This window comes from Mycobacterium sp. IDUB_39 (genome assembly GCF_055419205.1).
This window is the reverse complement of record NZ_JBVAXF010000001.1, coordinates 351,823-368,577: the sequence shown is the minus strand read 5'-3', so window position 1 is coordinate 368,577 and position 16,755 is coordinate 351,823. Positions and strand designations below refer to the sequence as shown.

Here is a 16,755-nt window from a genome sequence, read left to right as displayed (position 1 = left end):
CTGCTACTGGATTTCTCGGGACTAAGTACCCCTTCGTTACCCGTTTACCCCCCGACAGGCGTGACAACCCGCCGGTACTGCCCGCGACCAACCAGGTACATGCAGGTCAACCGCGTCCCACGACTCCTACGCAAGCATGACGGACGCATGCTGAGGGCGTTTTGGCAATATGTGACCTACCTCACAAGCAGGCGTACGCTGGGGGCATCTCGCGAGGAAGGGAGATGCAGATGAAGGGTGCGTATCACGATCCTGTGGACCACGCCCGCACCACTCAGCCGCATGCCGGCGAATCGTTCATCGACACGCTGTGGCTGCCCGGCCTGATCCTCATCATGTTCGGCACCGTCACCATCGCCGGGTTCATTTTTGCCACCGCGTATGGCAACAGTGGCGTGCAGCTGGCTCTCGGGTTCATCGCCGGCGCACTGGTGACCGCGGGCGCGATCCTGATCACGCTGGAACACCGCCGGGTCAAGCGTGTCGAGCAGCGCTGGCTCGCCGAACATCCGGAGCGGCAGCGGCACCTGCACGCGTAGCGCTGGCCCCAGCGGGCGGCGATCACGCCGAGACGGGTATCGCGATCTCGTTGCGGCGACGAAACGGCAGCGTCCATGGCGGGTCGTAGAACCACACCGTGGGATCGCCCGTCGCCTCGATGCCATAGGCGCGCAACGATTCCCGCAGCTCGGCTGTTCGCGCCTCGACGGCATCGGGACCGCGGTCGCCGGTGAACGTCAGGACGGCGAACGTTTCGGCGGGCACCTCGATCAGCCGGACGCGGTCGTCATCGGGTGCGGGGAGCGTCTGCATGGTCCACTTGGACGGCATGAAGAACCGGATCACCCAGCCAGTGTCGGCGCCGCCGGGCTGCGCGGACTGGGCGACCGGCGCGGTCATCGCGATCGACTGCCCCGCCTTCGATTGGCCAACGGGGGCCGTCATGGCGATGGCGTCCGAGCCGTGGTTCTTGCCGAAGATGTAGCCCGCGAGACGGCGAAAGCCTTCACTGCGTGCGGCGTCCTCGTCGGCCGCGACGACGGTCTCGGCCGCTATCCTCGGGCCGTAGCGGCGTAACTCGACGTTATCGGCGAGTGGTTCGCTGGTATGGGACGGCTCCTCGGTGCCGATGCGTATCCCGACGATCATCAGTGCCGATTCGACGACCTGCACGGCCAGTGATGCCAGTCGACTCAGCATGGACGCACCCCCTCCTCGTTGATGCCGGTGATTGCCAGTCTGCCGCCGCACACACGTGGAAGCGGTGACATATCTGTGACGACCGAACGCAAGCCGGGTCAGGACGAGGCGCTCAACCGCGACGCCAACCCGGTCGCGCGCACCGCGCGGCGGTCGATCGCGGCGCGAACCTCGTCGGCCGACCCGACGACGCGCACCTTCGTCTTCGCGCGGGTCACCGCGGTGTAGAACAGTTCGCGCGTCAACAACCGGGAGTCCACCGGCGGCATCAACACCGTGACCTCGGCCGCCTGCGAGCCCTGGCTCTTGTGGATGGTCATCGCGTGCATGGTCTCGACGTCGGACAGCCGACCGGTTCCGAAGCTCAGCGGCGCATCGGTGCCCGCGACGACCGCCCGCAGTCCGGCCTCGCCGGCCAGCGTCACACCGGTGTCGCCGTTGAACAGTCCCAGCCCGTAGTCGTTGGCCGTGACCAGGATCGGCCGCCCCACGTACCAGGCCGACCAGATCGGTTCACCGGTCGCCTCGGTCAGCCACCGCTCCACCTGGTAATTCCAGTGCTGCACACCGTAGGGGCCGCGCCGGTGCGCACACAGCAGCCGGTGCTCCTCGAGCGTGGCCAGCGCCGACGGCCCGTCGCCGAGCATCGCCGCCTTTCGCACGGCAAGTGCCTGGGGCACTAGCACTTTGCGCAGTTCGGGCGCCGGGTCATCGACCTCGAGCCACTCGACGTGATCCCCGCCGGCGCGCAGCACCTCCACGGCGAGGTCGGCGGCACCGTCGCGGATCGCGGCGGCCAGCGCCCCGATCGTCTCGCCGAACCGGTGTGAGGTCCTCAGCTCGGCGACCCGCACATCGCTCCGGCGCCCGAGCCCGTCGACCAGATCCGCGAGCACGGCGCCGGCGTCCACCGAGGCCAACTGGTCGGGATCGCCGACAAGCAGCAGCCGGGCCTCGGGACGCACCGCCTCGAGCAGCCGCGCCATCATCGTCAGCGACACCATCGAGGTCTCGTCGACGACGATGACATCGTGGGGGAGTCGATTGCCGCGATGGTGCCGGAACCGCGACGAGCTGTCCGGCAGGCTGCCGAGAAGCCGGTGCAGCGTGGTGGCAGCCAACCCCGAGATTCGCTGGCGATCAACGGGCTCGAGTAGGTCGATCTCCGCCTGCACGGCCTCCTGCAGCCGGTTGGCGGCCTTCCCTGTCGGCGCCGCCAACGCGATCCGCAGCCGCGGCGCCCCGGCGGCCTGCGCCTCCCCGGCGAGCAACGCGAGCAGACGCGCGACCGTCGTGGTCTTCCCGGTGCCGGGCCCGCCGGTCAGCACCGTCAGGCGCTGGTTGAGCGCCAGCTCGGCGGCCACCCGCTGCTCGTCATAACCCGCCGGGAACAGTCGACCGGCGTCGGTGGCGGTCGCCACACCCACACCGTCGGACACCATCGTCAGAAGATCGTCGGCGACCTGCTGTTCCTCGCGCCAGTACCGATCGAGGTAGAGCAGCTCATCACGCATGCGCAGGACGTGCGGCGCTCCGAGCAGCGGGCTGGCCGCAACCGCGGCGAGCCACTCGTCGGGCACGGGCCACGGCAGATCGCTCACGTCGACCTGAGCCTCCAAGGCGCGCACGTCGACGCACACCGAGCCGCTGCGCAACCCGCGGACCACGAACGCGACGGCCAACGCCACCAGCTCGTCGTTATCCTCCCCGAGTGCGGTCAGGCGCTGCGCGACAAGGACATCCGACGAATCGATGACGCCCGCCTCATTGAAGGCCGCCAACAGCCCCGACGCACCGACGGCGCGCCGCCAGTCCGCGGCGTCGGGCACCTCGAGCGTGCTCACGCGACAGCCCTGCCCGCATCGAGGAGATCGGACATCTCGACGATCAACGCCGACGGCGGCCGCCAGTCGAACACCCCGGCGTAGTGCCCGTCGATCAGCGGTGTCTGCGGGCCACACATGCCGCGCACGAACAGATACAGGATTCCGCCCAGATGACGGTCGGGGTCGTACCCCGGTTGGCGCCACCGCAGGAACCGGTGCAGCACCACGCTGTAGAGCAACGCCTGCAGCGGGTAGTCCGAGTGCAACATCGCCTCGACCAGTCGGGGCCGGTCGTAGTCGGCCGCGGTCAACGGCTCGTTACCGTCACCCAGCCAGTTGGTCTTGTAGTCCACCACCACATATCGGTGGCCGTCGGCGGGGCCCTCGGCGTCGGGGATCCGCAGCACCGCATCGATCGACCCGTTGAGGTATCCGCGCAACGACTGATGCCCCAGCGCGTCACCCGAGAGCCGGTCGGCGTAGGCCGCGAGCGGATCGGGCGCGCGCACGTGCCGGGCCATCAGCGCGCCGACGTCACGCAGCGCGATGTCGGGTGCTTCGGTCACCAGATCGCCGCCGGCCAAGGGGATCTCGAAGTTCATCTCGCGCAGTCGGTCGGGCAGCCCGATCTCACGCAGCGTCAGATCGCCCGCGAGCGGGCCCAGTGGGGTGTCGTGCAGCGGCACCAACGCCTCCGCCAGCGCACGTGGTGACACGTCGACGGGCCACCACGCCAGATGCTCACCGACGTGGGTCTCCAACTGCGCGGCCAGATCCGCCGCCAGGGGATCGGCGGTCTCCAGCACCGAGTGCACCAGGGTGCCGAACTGCGCGCCCGTCGGCAGATCGGCCATCGGCGACGGCACCGACGGTCCCCCCGACGGTGCCACCAGCGGGATATCGGCCACCTCGTCGTCGAGTTCGACGATCTCGGGTTCGCTGCCAACACCTGGTGTCTCGGCCACCCGGATCAGGCCCGAGTAGGAGGTGCGGCGCCAGCGCAGGTCGATGCTGCGGTGAAAGTGCCGGGCGTCGAGATCGGTCGGTGCCGTCACCGACGGCAGCGCCGGTGCCGGCCCCAGCACCGACTGCTCGAGCACGGGCCCGCCGAGCGCCTCCCACTCGCGCAGCCGCGCCAGCGCGTCGTCATCGCTGATCTTGGCGGGCACACAGCGTTCCGGCACGACGCGTTCGCCCGGTCGCCGACCACGCAGTAGCCGGGACAGCCCGCCGTTGGGTTCATCGCGGCCCGACGACCACCACGCCACCACCTGGGCCTGCGCGCGGGTTAGCGCGACATACGTCAGGCGGCTGTCGTCACCCGCGGACTCCTCGCGCCCCAGCTTCGCAACGGCGTGATAGTCGGGGCTGTCCTTGCCGCCGACGTGCAGACACCGGGTGTCGCCGTCGTGGAAGAGGATCAGTTCGGGCTCCGGCACATAGCGGTTGAAGGCAAAGGGCAGGTACACAATCGGGTACTGCAGCCCCTTGCTCACCCACACCGTCATGATCTGTACCGCGGCCGCGTCACTGTCGAGGCGGCGGTTGCGCTCGGTGGCTCCGCCCCGGTCGTCACGCTCGGCGCGCAACCAGTCGCGCAGCGCGGGCAGCGTGTAGTGCTCGCGGTGCGCGACGTCCTGCAGCAGCTGCGTCATGTGCGCGAGGTCGGTCATGTGCCGCTCGCCGTCACGCCACGACAGCACCCGGTCACTCATACCGCCTAGCTGCGCGGCCTCGAATATCGCCGCCACACCACGCTCGCGGGCATGGCCTGCCCACTCCCGCAGCGTCTCTGCGATCCGGTCGGTCAACGCGTCACCACCTGCCACCAGCGTCTGCGCGGTGTGGCCGAAGAACATCGTGGCCGCGGCGGCGCGCACCACCCCGGTGCGGTGCGGCTGGTCGAAGGCCTCCAACAGCGACAGCCAGTCATCGGCCGCGGCGGAGGTGAAGATGTCCGAGTCGCCGGTGTAGACGCAGGGGATACCCGCCGCAGTCAACGAACGCTGACATGCCCGCGCATCCCGGTGCGTCTCGACGATGATCGCGACGTCGCCTGCCTGGACGGGCTCACCGTCGAACGTGGCGCCGCTGGTGAGCAGCGCGCCGATGTCGTTGGCCAGATCCTGGCCGATGTGCCGACGCAGATCGGCGATCGCCACGTTCTGGGTTCCGCTGCGGCCGAACGTCGGTCGCTCCACCACGCGCAACCGGAACGGATCGCCGTGTGGCGCCCCGACCAGCCGGTGGCCTTGATGCGCGGCGTCCACGTCGTGCACGACGATCGCCGGGTTGCCGAGCTCGGCGTCGCGCAGCACGACCTGCAGCCGGTCGACCAGTGCGGCGTCGCTGCGCCAGTTGGTGCCCAGCGTCTTCTTGGCGCCCGCGGTCTCGGCGGCACGCAGGTAGGTGACGATATCGCCGCCGCGAAACGCGTAGATCGCCTGCTTCGGGTCGCCGATCAGGATCACCGTCGAGCGTCCGCTGAATGCGCGGTCGATCACTTCCCACTGCACGGGGTCGGTGTCCTGGAACTCGTCGACCATCACGATGGGCCAGCGTTGGTGCATGCGGACCCTGGCGGGGGAGTCCAGCGGCTCCAGCGCGTCGGCCAGGCGTGTCAGAAGATCGTCGTAGCTCAGGATGCCGAGCCTGCGCTTGCGCAGCTCCAGTTCGGCGAGAACGCGTTTGGCGAACGTGATGCAGACCGCGGCACGGGACTCGGGTGCGGGGTCACGGGGCCGCAACTCGGTCGCAGGGTTGGCCACCACTTCCCGCGCGAGTCTCAGCGCATCGGGGTAGGTCAGTTCCGGGTCCTCACGCTGATGCCCGAAGTGTGCGAGGTAGAGGTCGTCGACGATCTCGGTGACCAGGTCGGTCAGGCTCTCCACCAGGGTGACACCGGAATCGGAGTCACCGGCCACACCGAGGGACTTCAACACCAGCTGGCAGAACTGATGGGTGGTGGCGATCGTCGCGGCGTCGAAGTTGGCCAGTGCGTCGCGCAACCGCTGCTGACGGGCGACGCGTTCGGCATCGGTGGCGTCCAACAGGTGGGCGACCAGCTTGTTGTCACCGGCCAGCGAGGCATCATCGAAAGCCGCTGCGGCTTGCGCGATCTGGCAGCGGACCCGCTCGCGAAGCTCCTGGCTGGCCGCGCGGCCGAACGTGATGAGCAGCATCTGGTCCAGCGTCGCCTCGCCCTCGGCGACGTAGCGCGTCACCAACCCGGCCAGGGCGAACGTCTTGCCGGTGCCCGCACTGGCCTCCAGCACGGTGGTCGACGGCGCGGCGGGCAGCGGACCCTGCAGGTCGAAACGCTCCATCACCCACGCCTCCCCTCGGCACGCAGCATCGGCAACCAGAGCCGCGCGGCGTAGGCGCCGAGGCGATTGGTCTCGCCGTCGTACTCCTCGCCCGGCCGCAGTGGTTGCATCAGATCCCTGAGCCATGCACCCTGCCCCCATGCGCGCACCTGGGCCGGGTCGGCCTCCTCGCCGGGGAAGTTGCCCGACTTCCACCGGAACCCCGCGGCCCGCTCCGGGTCATCACCGCTGTGCCGGGCAGCGGCCCAGGCGTAGGACGTCTTGATCGGCAGTGGAAGCGGTTCACGCCGCCCCGCGTCGTAGATCGCCACCAGGTCCCGCAACAGGTCGACCGCCGACTCCTCGGGACGGCCGAGCGTCTGCTCGCGTGGATCCGTGCCGCGCGGTGGTCGGCCGATGCAGATGGCCGACCAATCCCGATTCGGGCGGTGGGCGAACAACGCCAGCAACGGAATCCACGATGCCAGTAGGTGCTTGCCGCCCAGTTTGGAGTAGGTCACCGAGACCATTCGGTCGCCGAAGACCGGCGACACCGTCCCCGTGAGCCGACGCCCACCGTCGAGTTCGACGTCCACGTCGTACGCGCTGGGCTCGGCGGTGCGATGGCGGCGTGCCGCCTCGGCCAGTAGGTCGGCCTGGGTGAGCAGCTGGGTTGTCTTGCGCCAGCCGAGCTGGCCAGGAGGCACGGTGCCGCGGCGCCACTCCGCCTGCCGGGCGTCCTTGGCCTCCATGCCGCGCAGCATGTCGGTGAGCATTCGGTCGCCCACCGACCACTCCTCGAGAGCGTCGATGTCGACGGGCATCTCGTCCGCGACGCCGTCGACATCCCACGGCAGCGTGTAGTCCAGCGCGCGGAAGAAACCCTTGACCGGATCCTTGAAGAACCCGACGAGATCGGCGAGCGCGACATCGTCAGTCGGCCGCGGCGGGAGCGGTCCGGAGACGAACTTCGGCTGCTCAGACCGCTCGCCGGTGCTGGTGCGAGCCGCCCGCAGAACCGTCGAGTCGAACGTGAACGGCACATCCGGCACCAAGCCGCCGGGCACGACATTGCGAATGTCGAAGGGCTGCAGCGGATGATGGACGACGATCGCGTCGCGTACCGGAGCGGGCGTGGTGGCCTCCAGTGCGTCCAGGAGTTCGGCCAGTGGTACGGCGGGCGGACGCGGCTGGCCCGAGTAGGCGTTGGCCCCGGTGTAGGTGATGACCAGTTTCTCCGTGGTCGCGCCAATGGCGTCGAGCAGCAGTTGCCGGTCCTCTGAACGGATGTCGCGCTCACCGGTCATGGGGTCCCGCGCCAGCACGTCGTCGCCGTCGATGGCGCCGCGACGCGGGTACACACCGTCGTCGAGGCCCACCAGGCACACCACCCGGTGCGGCACCGACCGCATCGGCACCATCGTGCACACCGTCAGCGTGCCGGTCCGGAAGTTGGCCCGCGTCGGCCGGCCGGCGAGGTGGCGTTGTAGCAGCGCGTTGATATCGGGCAGCCGCATCTCGGTGTCGGCGTGGGTGCCCGCGTCGCGCAGGACGTCACCGAACTCGCGCTGCATCTGACTGAGCTGCCACGCATCGGCATCGCTGATGCGGGTCAGCATCGTGATGCCGTCGGTCACAGCGCTCAGCCAGTCCCGCAGCGGCCGCGCACCGGTCAGTGAGGTGACCGTTCGCTGCAGGCGGTCGATGAACTCGGCGAGCTTGCCCGCCAGTTCGATGCGGTTGCTGCTCACGTCGTCCAGGGGCAACGTGGAGTCGATCCAGGCGTGGGCGTCATCGGACATCGCGACACCAGCCAGTACGCGGTCGATTCCGAAACGCCATGTGTTGTGCACGAAGTCGACGCCGTACGGCTTGCGATGCTCCTGGTCGAAACCCCAGCGCACGTTGGCCTGCCGGACCCAGCGGGTGATGTCCTCGAGGTTATCGTCGGTGAATCCGAAGCGTGCCCGCACCGGGGCGGCCTGCGCGAGGTTGAGCACCTCGCTGGCGGTGACCCTGCTGCCAGCCAGGGCGAGCACCTCGGTCGCCACGCCGAGCAGCGGGTTGGTCTGGACGAGCGCGCGATCGGCCAACCGCATGCGCAGCCGGTGAGCCGGGTGCACGCCGGGAAGGATGTCACCGAGCCCGAAGTCGGCGTTGATCAGCGGCGCGTAGGTCTCGATGTCCGGGCACATCACCAGGATGTCGCGCGGTTCCAGGGTCGGGTCATCGACCAGCAGACCGAGCAGCACCTCCCGCAGCACGTCGACCTGTCGGGCAGGGCCGTGGCACGCGTGCACCTGCACCGAGCGGTCGGACGGTGTGAATGTCCGACCCTGTGGGCGAACGGCATTCGCGGCGATATCGGATTGCAGCCAGCCGAGCAGCGTGGCGGGATGGTCGCCGGCCTCGAGGTGCTCGTCGGTGCCGATGTCGTCGGGCAGGCCGCGCTGCAGCTCGCGCAGATCCCGGCCAAGGGTGGCCAGCAGCGGATGGCCGACCACGCGGTGACTGCTGTCCTCGCGACGGGGCACCGAGCCTCGCACGCCGCGCAGTGCCTGCCACAGCGCGTCGCTGGGGTGGGGCAGCCACAGGTGCAGGTCGTGATGGCTTGCCAGCGCGGTGATCAACTCCACCTCGGTCACCGGCAGCCGGGTGTGTCCGAACAGCGAGAGCCGCTGCGGCAGGTCCATCGCCGAATCCTGTAGGCGGGCAAGGGTGTTCGCATGGCGAATGTGGGGTGGGTCGGCGGGCACCCGCGCCACGAGTGCCCGCCACAGCGGAGGCTGCCAGGCGACGTCACTGGGGAGGTCACCGGTGACGGCCGCCAGCCAGTCGATGAGCAATTGCGGGCGTTGTCTGGCGTAGGACGCGAACAGGCCTGCGATGCGCCGGGCGACGACGTAGCGCCGCCCCAGCCGCAGCTCGCGCTCGGCCTCGCCCGTCTCGAAGTGACCCAGGTGGGCGGCCAGCGTGCGGCACCAGCCCTCGTCGAGGCTGGCATCGATCACCTCGAGCAGCGGCCACACCATGGTGTCGGGGGCCCACGGGTCGTCGCCGGGGTTGCGGCCGCTGCCGGTGATCTCGGCGATCAGTGAGTGCGGGTTGCGGAACTCGATGCCCGCACACACCCCGTCGGCACCCGAGCCGCGACCCAACACGTGTGACAGGCGCTGGGAGAGCCAACGCTCGACACCACGCGCGGGAACGAGCACCAACTCCAGGGCGAACGGGTCGGCGAGCGGTTGGGCGAGTAGATCTGCGAGCCCGTCGGCGAGGACGTCGGTGCGTTCCGCACGGTGGAGATGAAGGCCCATTTGAGATCTACCCTAGGGCCCGCGTCCGACACCGTTGCGCAAGTCGTCGGGTTTGCGCCGACGAGCGGAGTGCAAGGTCAGCGACATCCCCTGACGGCATGGGACCGGCCGGGAGGACCACGATGATTGCGGGCACACGCATCCCCGCCTCGGGAGCGGCTGGGCGGCGCAGAGGCTGGAGAGGTTGGAGTGGAAGCCTGGGACTGGCCGTCCGGTGGCGCCGTTACTTACCGCCGCTGAACTCGGTGGGCAGTCCGTCGATTCCGGCGCGAATGGCCGCCAGAGCGTCCTCGCGGGCCTTCAGCTTGGAGGCGAGGTGTGCCTTGGCGTGCAGGGTTGTCGCGAACTCCGCAGCCACGTCGTGGGCGCGGGCGAGCACGTTCTCCGTCTCGACGATCTCATCGACCCACCCCGCCGACACCGCGGCATCACCGGCGAACGTCGCCGCGAGGGCGACGGCGCGCTGAAACGCCGCGCGCGTCAACCGCATCCGCATGATCTCGATCGCGGAGATCGGCAGCACCATGCCGATGGCGGTCTCATTGGCCTGGCACCGCGAACTCGGAGAACCGACCCGGTGGTCGCCGCTCAGGAGCAGGAAGGCCCCCATCGCGATGGCAGGCCCCGTCGCGGCGATGACGACAGGCACCGGGAAGGTCAACAGGCGGATCGACAGCTCGAAACCGCCGGACAGCATCCCGAGCGCGGCGGCGGCGTCACCGGAGTTGAAAACCCCCAGATCGAACCCGGCGCTGAGCACCTTCGAGTTGCCGGCGAGCACGATCGCCTTGACGTCACCACTGGCCGCGGCCGCCTCGGCCTGATCGAGTGCGGCGTTGATGTGCTCCTGCATCGCCGGCGACAGCACGTTGACCTTGCCGTCGTCCAGCGTGATCGTGGCAACGAGTTCGTTCTGGGCATAGCTGACCGGGCTGCTCATCGTTGATGCTCCCTCGAGTGCGGTTGTTGTGGCCGATGTTACGCAGCGCACCGTCACCGATTGTTGACGTGGTGCCTTCCGGCGGCGTCGTCCTTGATCCAGGGGAAGTCGAGTTCGGTGGTCTGGTCGAACTGCGCTGTCCGCCAACGATCTTGAGTCTCCGCCACGGCACGCTTCATTCGCTCGATCTCGGCCCGGAACACGTCCGGCCGCGTCTCCTTGGATGCGTAGTGGAAATAGGTCAGCACGTTGCGCAGCAACTCGAGCTTCTGTTTCTCCCGCTTGGCCAGGTCGTGTGTCGTCAACAGCTCGAGGCGCTGGGCCGGCTGCAGTGTCGCCCAGTCCAGGCACACCTTCGACTCGAATGTCTGGCGCCTGCTCCACGCCCGCGACTTCTTGCCGCCCACCGGGCGGGGCTCGTCGGAGTAGGTCAGCGTGCCGTCGAAGCGGGACCGGATCGAGCCGCCGAGTTCCTCCCGGCTGATCGCCGAGTCCCAGACCGTTCGCCACTCCTGCCCGGGGGCGAGGAGGGGCAGTTCGCTGGGGAGATCCAGTTCGGCGACCTCGGGCGGCCCGTCGTAACCGTGGTCCTCGTAGGCGGCCACCGTCGGCGGGTTGGCGAAGTCGAAGCGGATGTCGTGTGCGGCGGTCTGGCCGTAGTTGCGCACCACGAGTTCGATGACGTGCCAGTCCGCGGCGTGCGGCTCCATGTACATGGCGACCTGCGGGCGGATCTGCTCGGTCTTGAGCAGCCGATTCTTCTTGATCTGGCGGTTTGCGTAGACGAGCACGATCACGCCGAGTATCAGGGCCCCCCACACGGCGATGGCCAACCATCCCGCTGAGCCGAGGCCTGTCACGTCGTCCCAACTGATGGTCATCGAATCCCCACTGCCTTCACGCGGTCATCAGGTTTGCTCAGGACACTAACGCTTCGCTGACGCAATCGGGAACCGCGCCGAGCGAAGTTTGCTGAAGTTCCGACTCGGAACCTACCGCGGGATCGGTCCGCGCGCAGCGACAGCGCGCCGCTCAGGACGCTGCGCCACTCAGGACGCTGCGCCGCTCAGGACGCGATGGCGGTCAGCTCGGCGGGGGCGGGTGTCGGCGCGGGCGCGGGGACCAGGCGTTCGCCGCGCGCCAGCCAGTCGCGGTCGGTCCAGGTGAACTGGGCAGGCAACCGGCGCCAGTACTGCGGATGCGCCGCAACGTAGGCCTCGACGCTGGCGTGGACCACGGCGTCGTCGGGCACCTTCCGCAACGGCAGGCTGCGCGCGCTGCCCGCCAGTGCGTCCGCGTGTTCTGGAGGTGTTGTCGTCGCGCGGTCCCGGACCCGAAGTCCGGCGGTGGCGGCGGCGTCGAGCACCCAGTTCAGGGCGATACCCGCGAGGGGGCGGCAGGCGCCCGGGCCGCCCGCGACATCACAGTGTCCGCCGCGGAACCAGGCCTGCTCCACCGCGTCGCCCATCATCGTCACCGGGCGATCCAGCACCGATGCGCCATCGGCGGCCATCGCGTGTCTGCCCCCGCGAACGGCGAGCAACTCCGGCGGCGGCATCGGCAGCGTGGCGTCCCGCAGCGCATCCCACAACCCGAGGTAGGCGACGACCGGCTGCTCGTTGCCGTCCGCCAACGCGGCGAATGTCGCGCGCACCGCCTGCCACTCCCGCGGCGTACGACGGGTGCGCGGCATTGCATACGCCGCCACCACGTGGCCGACCATGTCGTCCAACGACCACGGCAGGATGCCCACGGTGTTCACCAGTCGGATCAGCGCCTGGGCGCAGAACGCGCCGTGACCCGCCCCGAAGACGAAGATCGAATCGCCCGGCTCCCAGCAGCGCCGCAGAAACGCATAACCGCCGCCGATCGCCGCGCGGGCCTCGGCGTGCTGGTCGCGAGCCCGGGCCCAGCGCGTCGAACCCGAGTGGTACCAGCAGACTTGTCCGCCCGACTGATCGAGCAGGCCGAACAGAGCCGTGGCATTGGTGTCGCCCCCGACCCCCAGATGGCGAACCTGGTCAAAGCACAGCACGACGTTCTTCACGACTGAACCCCCGATGGCGGAATTGTCGACGCCTACTGTTCAGTGTGCCAACCACCCGCGCCGGTGTCAGCTGATTTGCGCATCTGGATCGGCAACGGGCGACGGATTACCGCTACCGCTGTTCCGTTTGCTGCGAAATGCGCAATCGGAGGGGTTCTATTCGACCGGCAGTTCGCCACCGGCCATACCGGGGACGCCATGCACGATGATTCCGCTGGCCACCGTGCCGACGGGCACGTCGAATGCGACCGCCGTCTCGAGCGTCTCACCCGGACTGACGATGACGACGCCACCGCCGAGATAGAGGGACGCCTCGTCGTCTGGTGCGATGGTGCCCGCGTCGGTATTGAGTATCTGCAGGCTCGACACGAACTCCTGCACGTCGCCACTGGTGTTGCCGACATTCAGGTACACAACGAGGAACTCGCCGGCGGCGGTCTTCTCGAGGGACTCGTTGACAGTCGAGGAGATGGTGTCACCTCGCTCGGTGGAGGTGACCGAGATGGTGAACGGACCGTCGACGATCTCACCGGCCGCCGGCGCGGCCACGGCCTCGGTGGGGGGCTCGGATGCGGCCGACGTCGTTGATTCCGCCGAAGGCGCCGCAGAAGCCGATGAGGGAGACGACGTGACATCGGGCACGGCGTCATCGCGGATCACCAAGGCGTAAACCAGAACCAGAATCAAAGCCAACAGCAGTACGCCGACGGCGCTGAGGTAGCCGATGATCAACCTGCGGTTGTCGGTGCCGCCCGGTGGATTCGGTGGTGGCGCGTCATAGCGGGGTGTGAACAGCGGGACCGCGGTGGTCGGCGACTCCCACGGCGGCGTCTGGAACCCGGGTTGCGGCCCTGCGGCGGTGGTGGGCGCATCTGTCGGGGTCGGGAAGCCAGGTTCATCGAAGGGCGCCGGGGGTGCCTCGGGTGCCGGGGCGGAGGCGGGTGCCGGGGCGGAGGCGGGCGGCGGGGCGGGTGTCTCGGTCGGTCCCGACGAGATGGACTCGAACGAGGGTGTCTCGAACGACTCGAAGACGGGTTGCTCGAGTTCGACGGGCTCCAATGACGGTTGGCGTTCGGGAGGGGCGACCTCCGTCGCGGCCTGCTCGGCAACTGGCCCGTCGGTCCAGGCGGTGCCATCCCAGTAGCGCACGGCTTGCGGGTCATCGGGATCTGAGTACCAACCGGCAGGCACGGATGGTGTGGTCATCGCAGGGTCCTCCCCGTCACGCGCCTTTGAGGGGCGCTGCGAGATCGGACACTATCGCAGGTGGGCAGCGTCAGCCGCCCATAACCGTCCGCCACTGGTCGAGAGAGCTGGCCCGGTAGACGTAGTTGAGCCGACGCACATCGGACAGCGGTTCGCTCGGCTCGGCCGAGTACCAGTGCCCGGGGAACACCGTCGGGTCGCCCGGCAGCTTGGCCAGGGCCTGCAGGCTGCGGAACATGTCATCGGAGTTGCCGCCGGGGAAGTCGGTGCGCCCACATCCCTCCAGGAACAGCGTGTCGCCCGCGACGAGCCGGCCGTCAAGCAGGAAGCACTGGCTGCCCGGGGTGTGTCCGGGGGTGTGCAGCAACTCGATCTCGACATCGCCGACGTTGACCTTGTCGCCGTGTTCGTGCGATGTCAGGTCGGTCAGCGGGATGCCGGTCGTGCGCGAAACCCACTCTGCCTCATAGGTGTTCACATGGACCGGAATCGCGACCCGCTCCAGCAGTTCGGCGAGGCCCTTGAGTTCGAAGCCCATCATCGAACCGCCGACGTGGTCGGGGTGGTGGTGGGTGACCAGGACACCGGAGAGCCGCATGCCGTCGGACTCCGCGATGTCGGCGAGGTCACCCGCGGCGTAGGCCGGATCGACGATGAGGCAGTCCCCGGTCTCCCGGTCGCCGATCAGGTACGAGAAGTTCCGCATCTGCTGCGCGATCGCGTCGCCGGCAGCGAAGTCGCGGCCTGAGAGCAGCTGTCGGAAGTACAGACGGTTATCGACCCCTGGGTTCGCCATACCTCCAGACTATTGCCGCGCTCTGGCGCCGACACCCGGGCTCCCACGAGGCGCTGACAGAGCCTGATTTCGCTGCGTGAGGGGCAGTTCTGGACCCCCGCGGCGGGTCGACCGTCACCAGCGGTTTGGCTAGGCAATCGGCGAGAATGTACCCTCTTTAAGGCCCACCGCATGGACACCGTCCAACGCTGTGGGGCAGGCCCCCTTAGCTCAGTCGGTAGAGCGTTTCCATGGTAAGGAAAAGGTCAACGGTTCGATTCCGTTAGGGGGCTCGGTGGACACCGGGCGAGCGAGGCGACGGGAGAAGCTAAGCCCGACCGGCGGCGCCATCATGGCGGTGTAGCTCAGCTGGTTAGAGCGCACGACTCATAATCGTGAGGTCGGGGGATCGAGTCCCCCCACCGCTACAAGACAACGAATCACCCGAAGAAGGACGACGAACGTGGCCTCAAGTACAGACGTACGGCCCAAGATCACCTTGGCCTGCGAGGTGTGCAAGCACCGCAACTACATCACCAAGAAGAACCGCCGCAACGATCCCGATCGGTTGGAGATCAAGAAGTTCTGCCCGAACTGCGGACACCACCAGCCGCACAAGGAATCGCGCTAGACGGTCGATCCCTGGGCGTCGCCCACGGTTGACCGGATAGGTTCAAGCTTTGTGGCTATCTCCTCGGACATCATCGGTATGCACTACCGATACCCGGACCACTACGTCGTGGGTCGGGAGAAGCTTCGGGAGTACGCAACCGCCGTCAAGAACGACGACGCCGTCTACTTCGACGAGGCCGTAGCCGCAGAACTCGGGCACAGCTCGCTGCCGGCACCGCTGACCTTCATCTCGGTCTTCGGGTACCAGGCGCAGATCGCGTTCTTCGCCGACGCCAACATCGGCATCAAGGACGCTCAGATCGTCCAGGTCGACCAGGAGTTGAAGTTCTTACAGCCGATCAGGGCTGGCGACAAGCTGTACTGCGACGTGTACGGGCACGGGCTCCGGCAGGCGCACGGCACCGACATCATCGTGACGAAGACCATCATCACCAATGACAAGGGTGATGTTGTGCAGGAGACGTACACGACCCTCGCGGGTCGGTCGGGCGAATCGGGAGAAGAGGGTTTTAGCGATGCCACTGCGTGAGTTCGATTCGGTGAAGGTGGGCGACCAGCTTCCGGAGAAGATCATTCCGCTGACTCGCGGCGACCTGGTGAACTACGCCGGGGTGTCCGGCGACCTGAACCCCATCCACTGGGATGACGAGATCGCCAAGCAGGTCGGTCTCGACACCGCCATCGCGCACGGCATGCTGACGATGGGCCTGGGCGGCGGCTACGTCACGTCATGGGTGGGCGACCCGGCCGCGGTCACCGAGTACAACGTCCGCTTCACCGCGGTCGTGCCCGTCCCCAACGACGGCATCGGCGCTGAAATCGTGTTCAGCGGACGTGTGAAATCTGTTGAGCCAGAGACTAAGTCGGTGGTCATTGCGCTTTCCGCCACTACCGGGGGAAAGAAGATCTTCGGCCGCGCCGTCGCTACGGCGAAGCTGGCCTGACCCATGGCTCTCAAGACTGACATCCGCGGGATGATCTGGAAGTACCCCGACACGTTCGTCGTGGGTCGCGAGCAGGTTCGTCAATACGCCAGGGCCGTGAAGTCGATGGATCCGGCCACTGTCGACGAGGCGGCCGCCAAGGAGATGGGCCACGACTCGCTGGTCGCGCCACTCACCTTCATCTCGATCTTCGCCGTGATGATCCAGAACCACTTCTTCGCGAACGTGGACATCGGCATGGAGACCCTGCAGATCGTCCAGGTCGACCAGAAGTTCCTCTTCCACCGGCCGATCAAGGTCGGTGACGCGCTGACCGGCACCATGCACGTCGAGTCGGTCACCGAACGGTTCGGTGCCGATATCGTCACCACCCGGAACGTCTGCGCCGATGAGGACGGCACGATCGTGATGGAGGCGTTCACCACGCTGATGGGTCACGAGGGTGACAACTCGATCTCGGCCAAGTGGGATCCGGAGACAGGTCAGGTGGTTCGAACCGCCACCGTTGCGGATTAGTAAGTCAGACTTGGGCCGATGTACACTCGGTCCTCGGGGTTTCCCC

At 68.0% G+C, this 16,755-nt stretch carries 14 protein-coding genes and 2 tRNA genes; 7 read left to right on the top strand and 9 right to left on the bottom strand.

From position 1 onward, the window contains the following. The first annotated feature begins 224 nt into the window (after positions 1-224). On the top strand, positions 225-539 hold the full coding sequence (gene usfY, locus ACZY0X_RS01800) for a protein UsfY (protein ID WP_463767884.1): 315 nt from the start codon (positions 225-227) through the stop codon (positions 537-539). Positions 540-561: 22 nt separating this feature from the next. Here usfY and ACZY0X_RS01795 read toward each other — a convergent pair whose 3' ends face one another. From ACZY0X_RS01795 to ACZY0X_RS01755, 9 genes are all read right to left on the bottom strand, one after another. Then, on the bottom strand, positions 562-1,200 hold the full coding sequence (locus tag ACZY0X_RS01795) for an SOUL family heme-binding protein (protein WP_463767883.1): 639 nt from the start codon (positions 1,198-1,200) through the stop codon (positions 562-564). 98 nt (positions 1,201-1,298) lie between these two features. Next, positions 1,299-3,044 (bottom strand): exodeoxyribonuclease V subunit alpha, encoded by a 1,746-nt coding sequence (gene recD, locus ACZY0X_RS01790; protein ID WP_463767882.1) that lies wholly within the window; start codon positions 3,042-3,044, stop codon positions 1,299-1,301. Further along, on the bottom strand, positions 3,041-6,352 hold the full coding sequence (locus tag ACZY0X_RS01785; RefSeq protein ID WP_463767881.1) for a UvrD-helicase domain-containing protein: 3,312 nt from the start codon (positions 6,350-6,352) through the stop codon (positions 3,041-3,043). Before ACZY0X_RS01785 ends, recD begins: the two co-directional genes overlap by 4 nt. Then, complete coding sequence (gene recC / locus ACZY0X_RS01780; protein WP_463767880.1) at positions 6,352-9,648, bottom strand: exodeoxyribonuclease V subunit gamma; 3,297 nt, start codon at positions 9,646-9,648, stop codon at positions 6,352-6,354. The genes ACZY0X_RS01785 and recC overlap by 1 nt, the downstream gene beginning before the upstream one ends. Positions 9,649-9,871: 223 nt before the next feature. Beyond that, complete coding sequence (locus ACZY0X_RS01775) at positions 9,872-10,588, bottom strand: crotonase/enoyl-CoA hydratase family protein (protein ID WP_463767879.1); 717 nt, start codon at positions 10,586-10,588, stop codon at positions 9,872-9,874. A gap of 53 nt (positions 10,589-10,641) precedes the next feature. Further along, the gene (locus ACZY0X_RS01770; protein WP_463767878.1) at positions 10,642-11,469 is read right to left on the bottom strand and encodes a hypothetical protein; all 828 of its coding nucleotides are present in this window, start codon (positions 11,467-11,469) and stop codon (positions 10,642-10,644) included. A 185-nt stretch (positions 11,470-11,654) separates the two neighbouring features. Beyond that, entirely contained in the window at positions 11,655-12,635 is a 981-nt protein-coding gene (locus ACZY0X_RS01765; protein ID WP_463767877.1) for a phospholipase effector Tle1 domain-containing protein, read from the bottom strand. 156 nt (positions 12,636-12,791) lie between these two features. Continuing rightward, a complete protein-coding gene (locus tag ACZY0X_RS01760) occupies positions 12,792-13,841 on the bottom strand; it encodes a DUF2510 domain-containing protein (RefSeq protein ID WP_463767875.1) in 1,050 nt (349 codons plus the stop codon). A 70-nt stretch (positions 13,842-13,911) separates the two neighbouring features. Next, complete coding sequence (locus tag ACZY0X_RS01755) at positions 13,912-14,637, bottom strand: MBL fold metallo-hydrolase (protein WP_463767874.1); 726 nt, start codon at positions 14,635-14,637, stop codon at positions 13,912-13,914. Positions 14,638-14,836: 199 nt separating this feature from the next. Here ACZY0X_RS01755 and ACZY0X_RS01750 point away from each other — a divergent pair. From ACZY0X_RS01750 to hadC, 6 genes are all read left to right on the top strand, one after another. After that, positions 14,837-14,909 (top strand) — tRNA-Thr (locus ACZY0X_RS01750). Between the two features lie 61 nt (positions 14,910-14,970). Beyond that, positions 14,971-15,044, top strand: a tRNA-Met gene (locus tag ACZY0X_RS01745). Between the two features lie 35 nt (positions 15,045-15,079). Continuing rightward, complete coding sequence (gene rpmG, locus ACZY0X_RS01740; RefSeq protein WP_023985310.1) at positions 15,080-15,247, top strand: 50S ribosomal protein L33; 168 nt, start codon at positions 15,080-15,082, stop codon at positions 15,245-15,247. 78 nt (positions 15,248-15,325) lie between these two features. Further along, on the top strand, positions 15,326-15,778 hold the full coding sequence (hadA, locus tag ACZY0X_RS01735) for a (3R)-hydroxyacyl-ACP dehydratase subunit HadA (protein WP_463768727.1): 453 nt from the start codon (positions 15,326-15,328) through the stop codon (positions 15,776-15,778). Continuing rightward, positions 15,765-16,193 (top strand): (3R)-hydroxyacyl-ACP dehydratase subunit HadB, encoded by a 429-nt coding sequence (gene hadB / locus ACZY0X_RS01730; RefSeq protein WP_241400902.1) that lies wholly within the window; start codon positions 15,765-15,767, stop codon positions 16,191-16,193. Before hadA ends, hadB begins: the two co-directional genes overlap by 14 nt. A gap of 3 nt (positions 16,194-16,196) precedes the next feature. Continuing rightward, positions 16,197-16,709 (top strand): (3R)-hydroxyacyl-ACP dehydratase subunit HadC, encoded by a 513-nt coding sequence (gene hadC / locus ACZY0X_RS01725; protein WP_463767873.1) that lies wholly within the window; start codon positions 16,197-16,199, stop codon positions 16,707-16,709. The last annotated feature ends 46 nt before the right edge of the window (positions 16,710-16,755 follow it).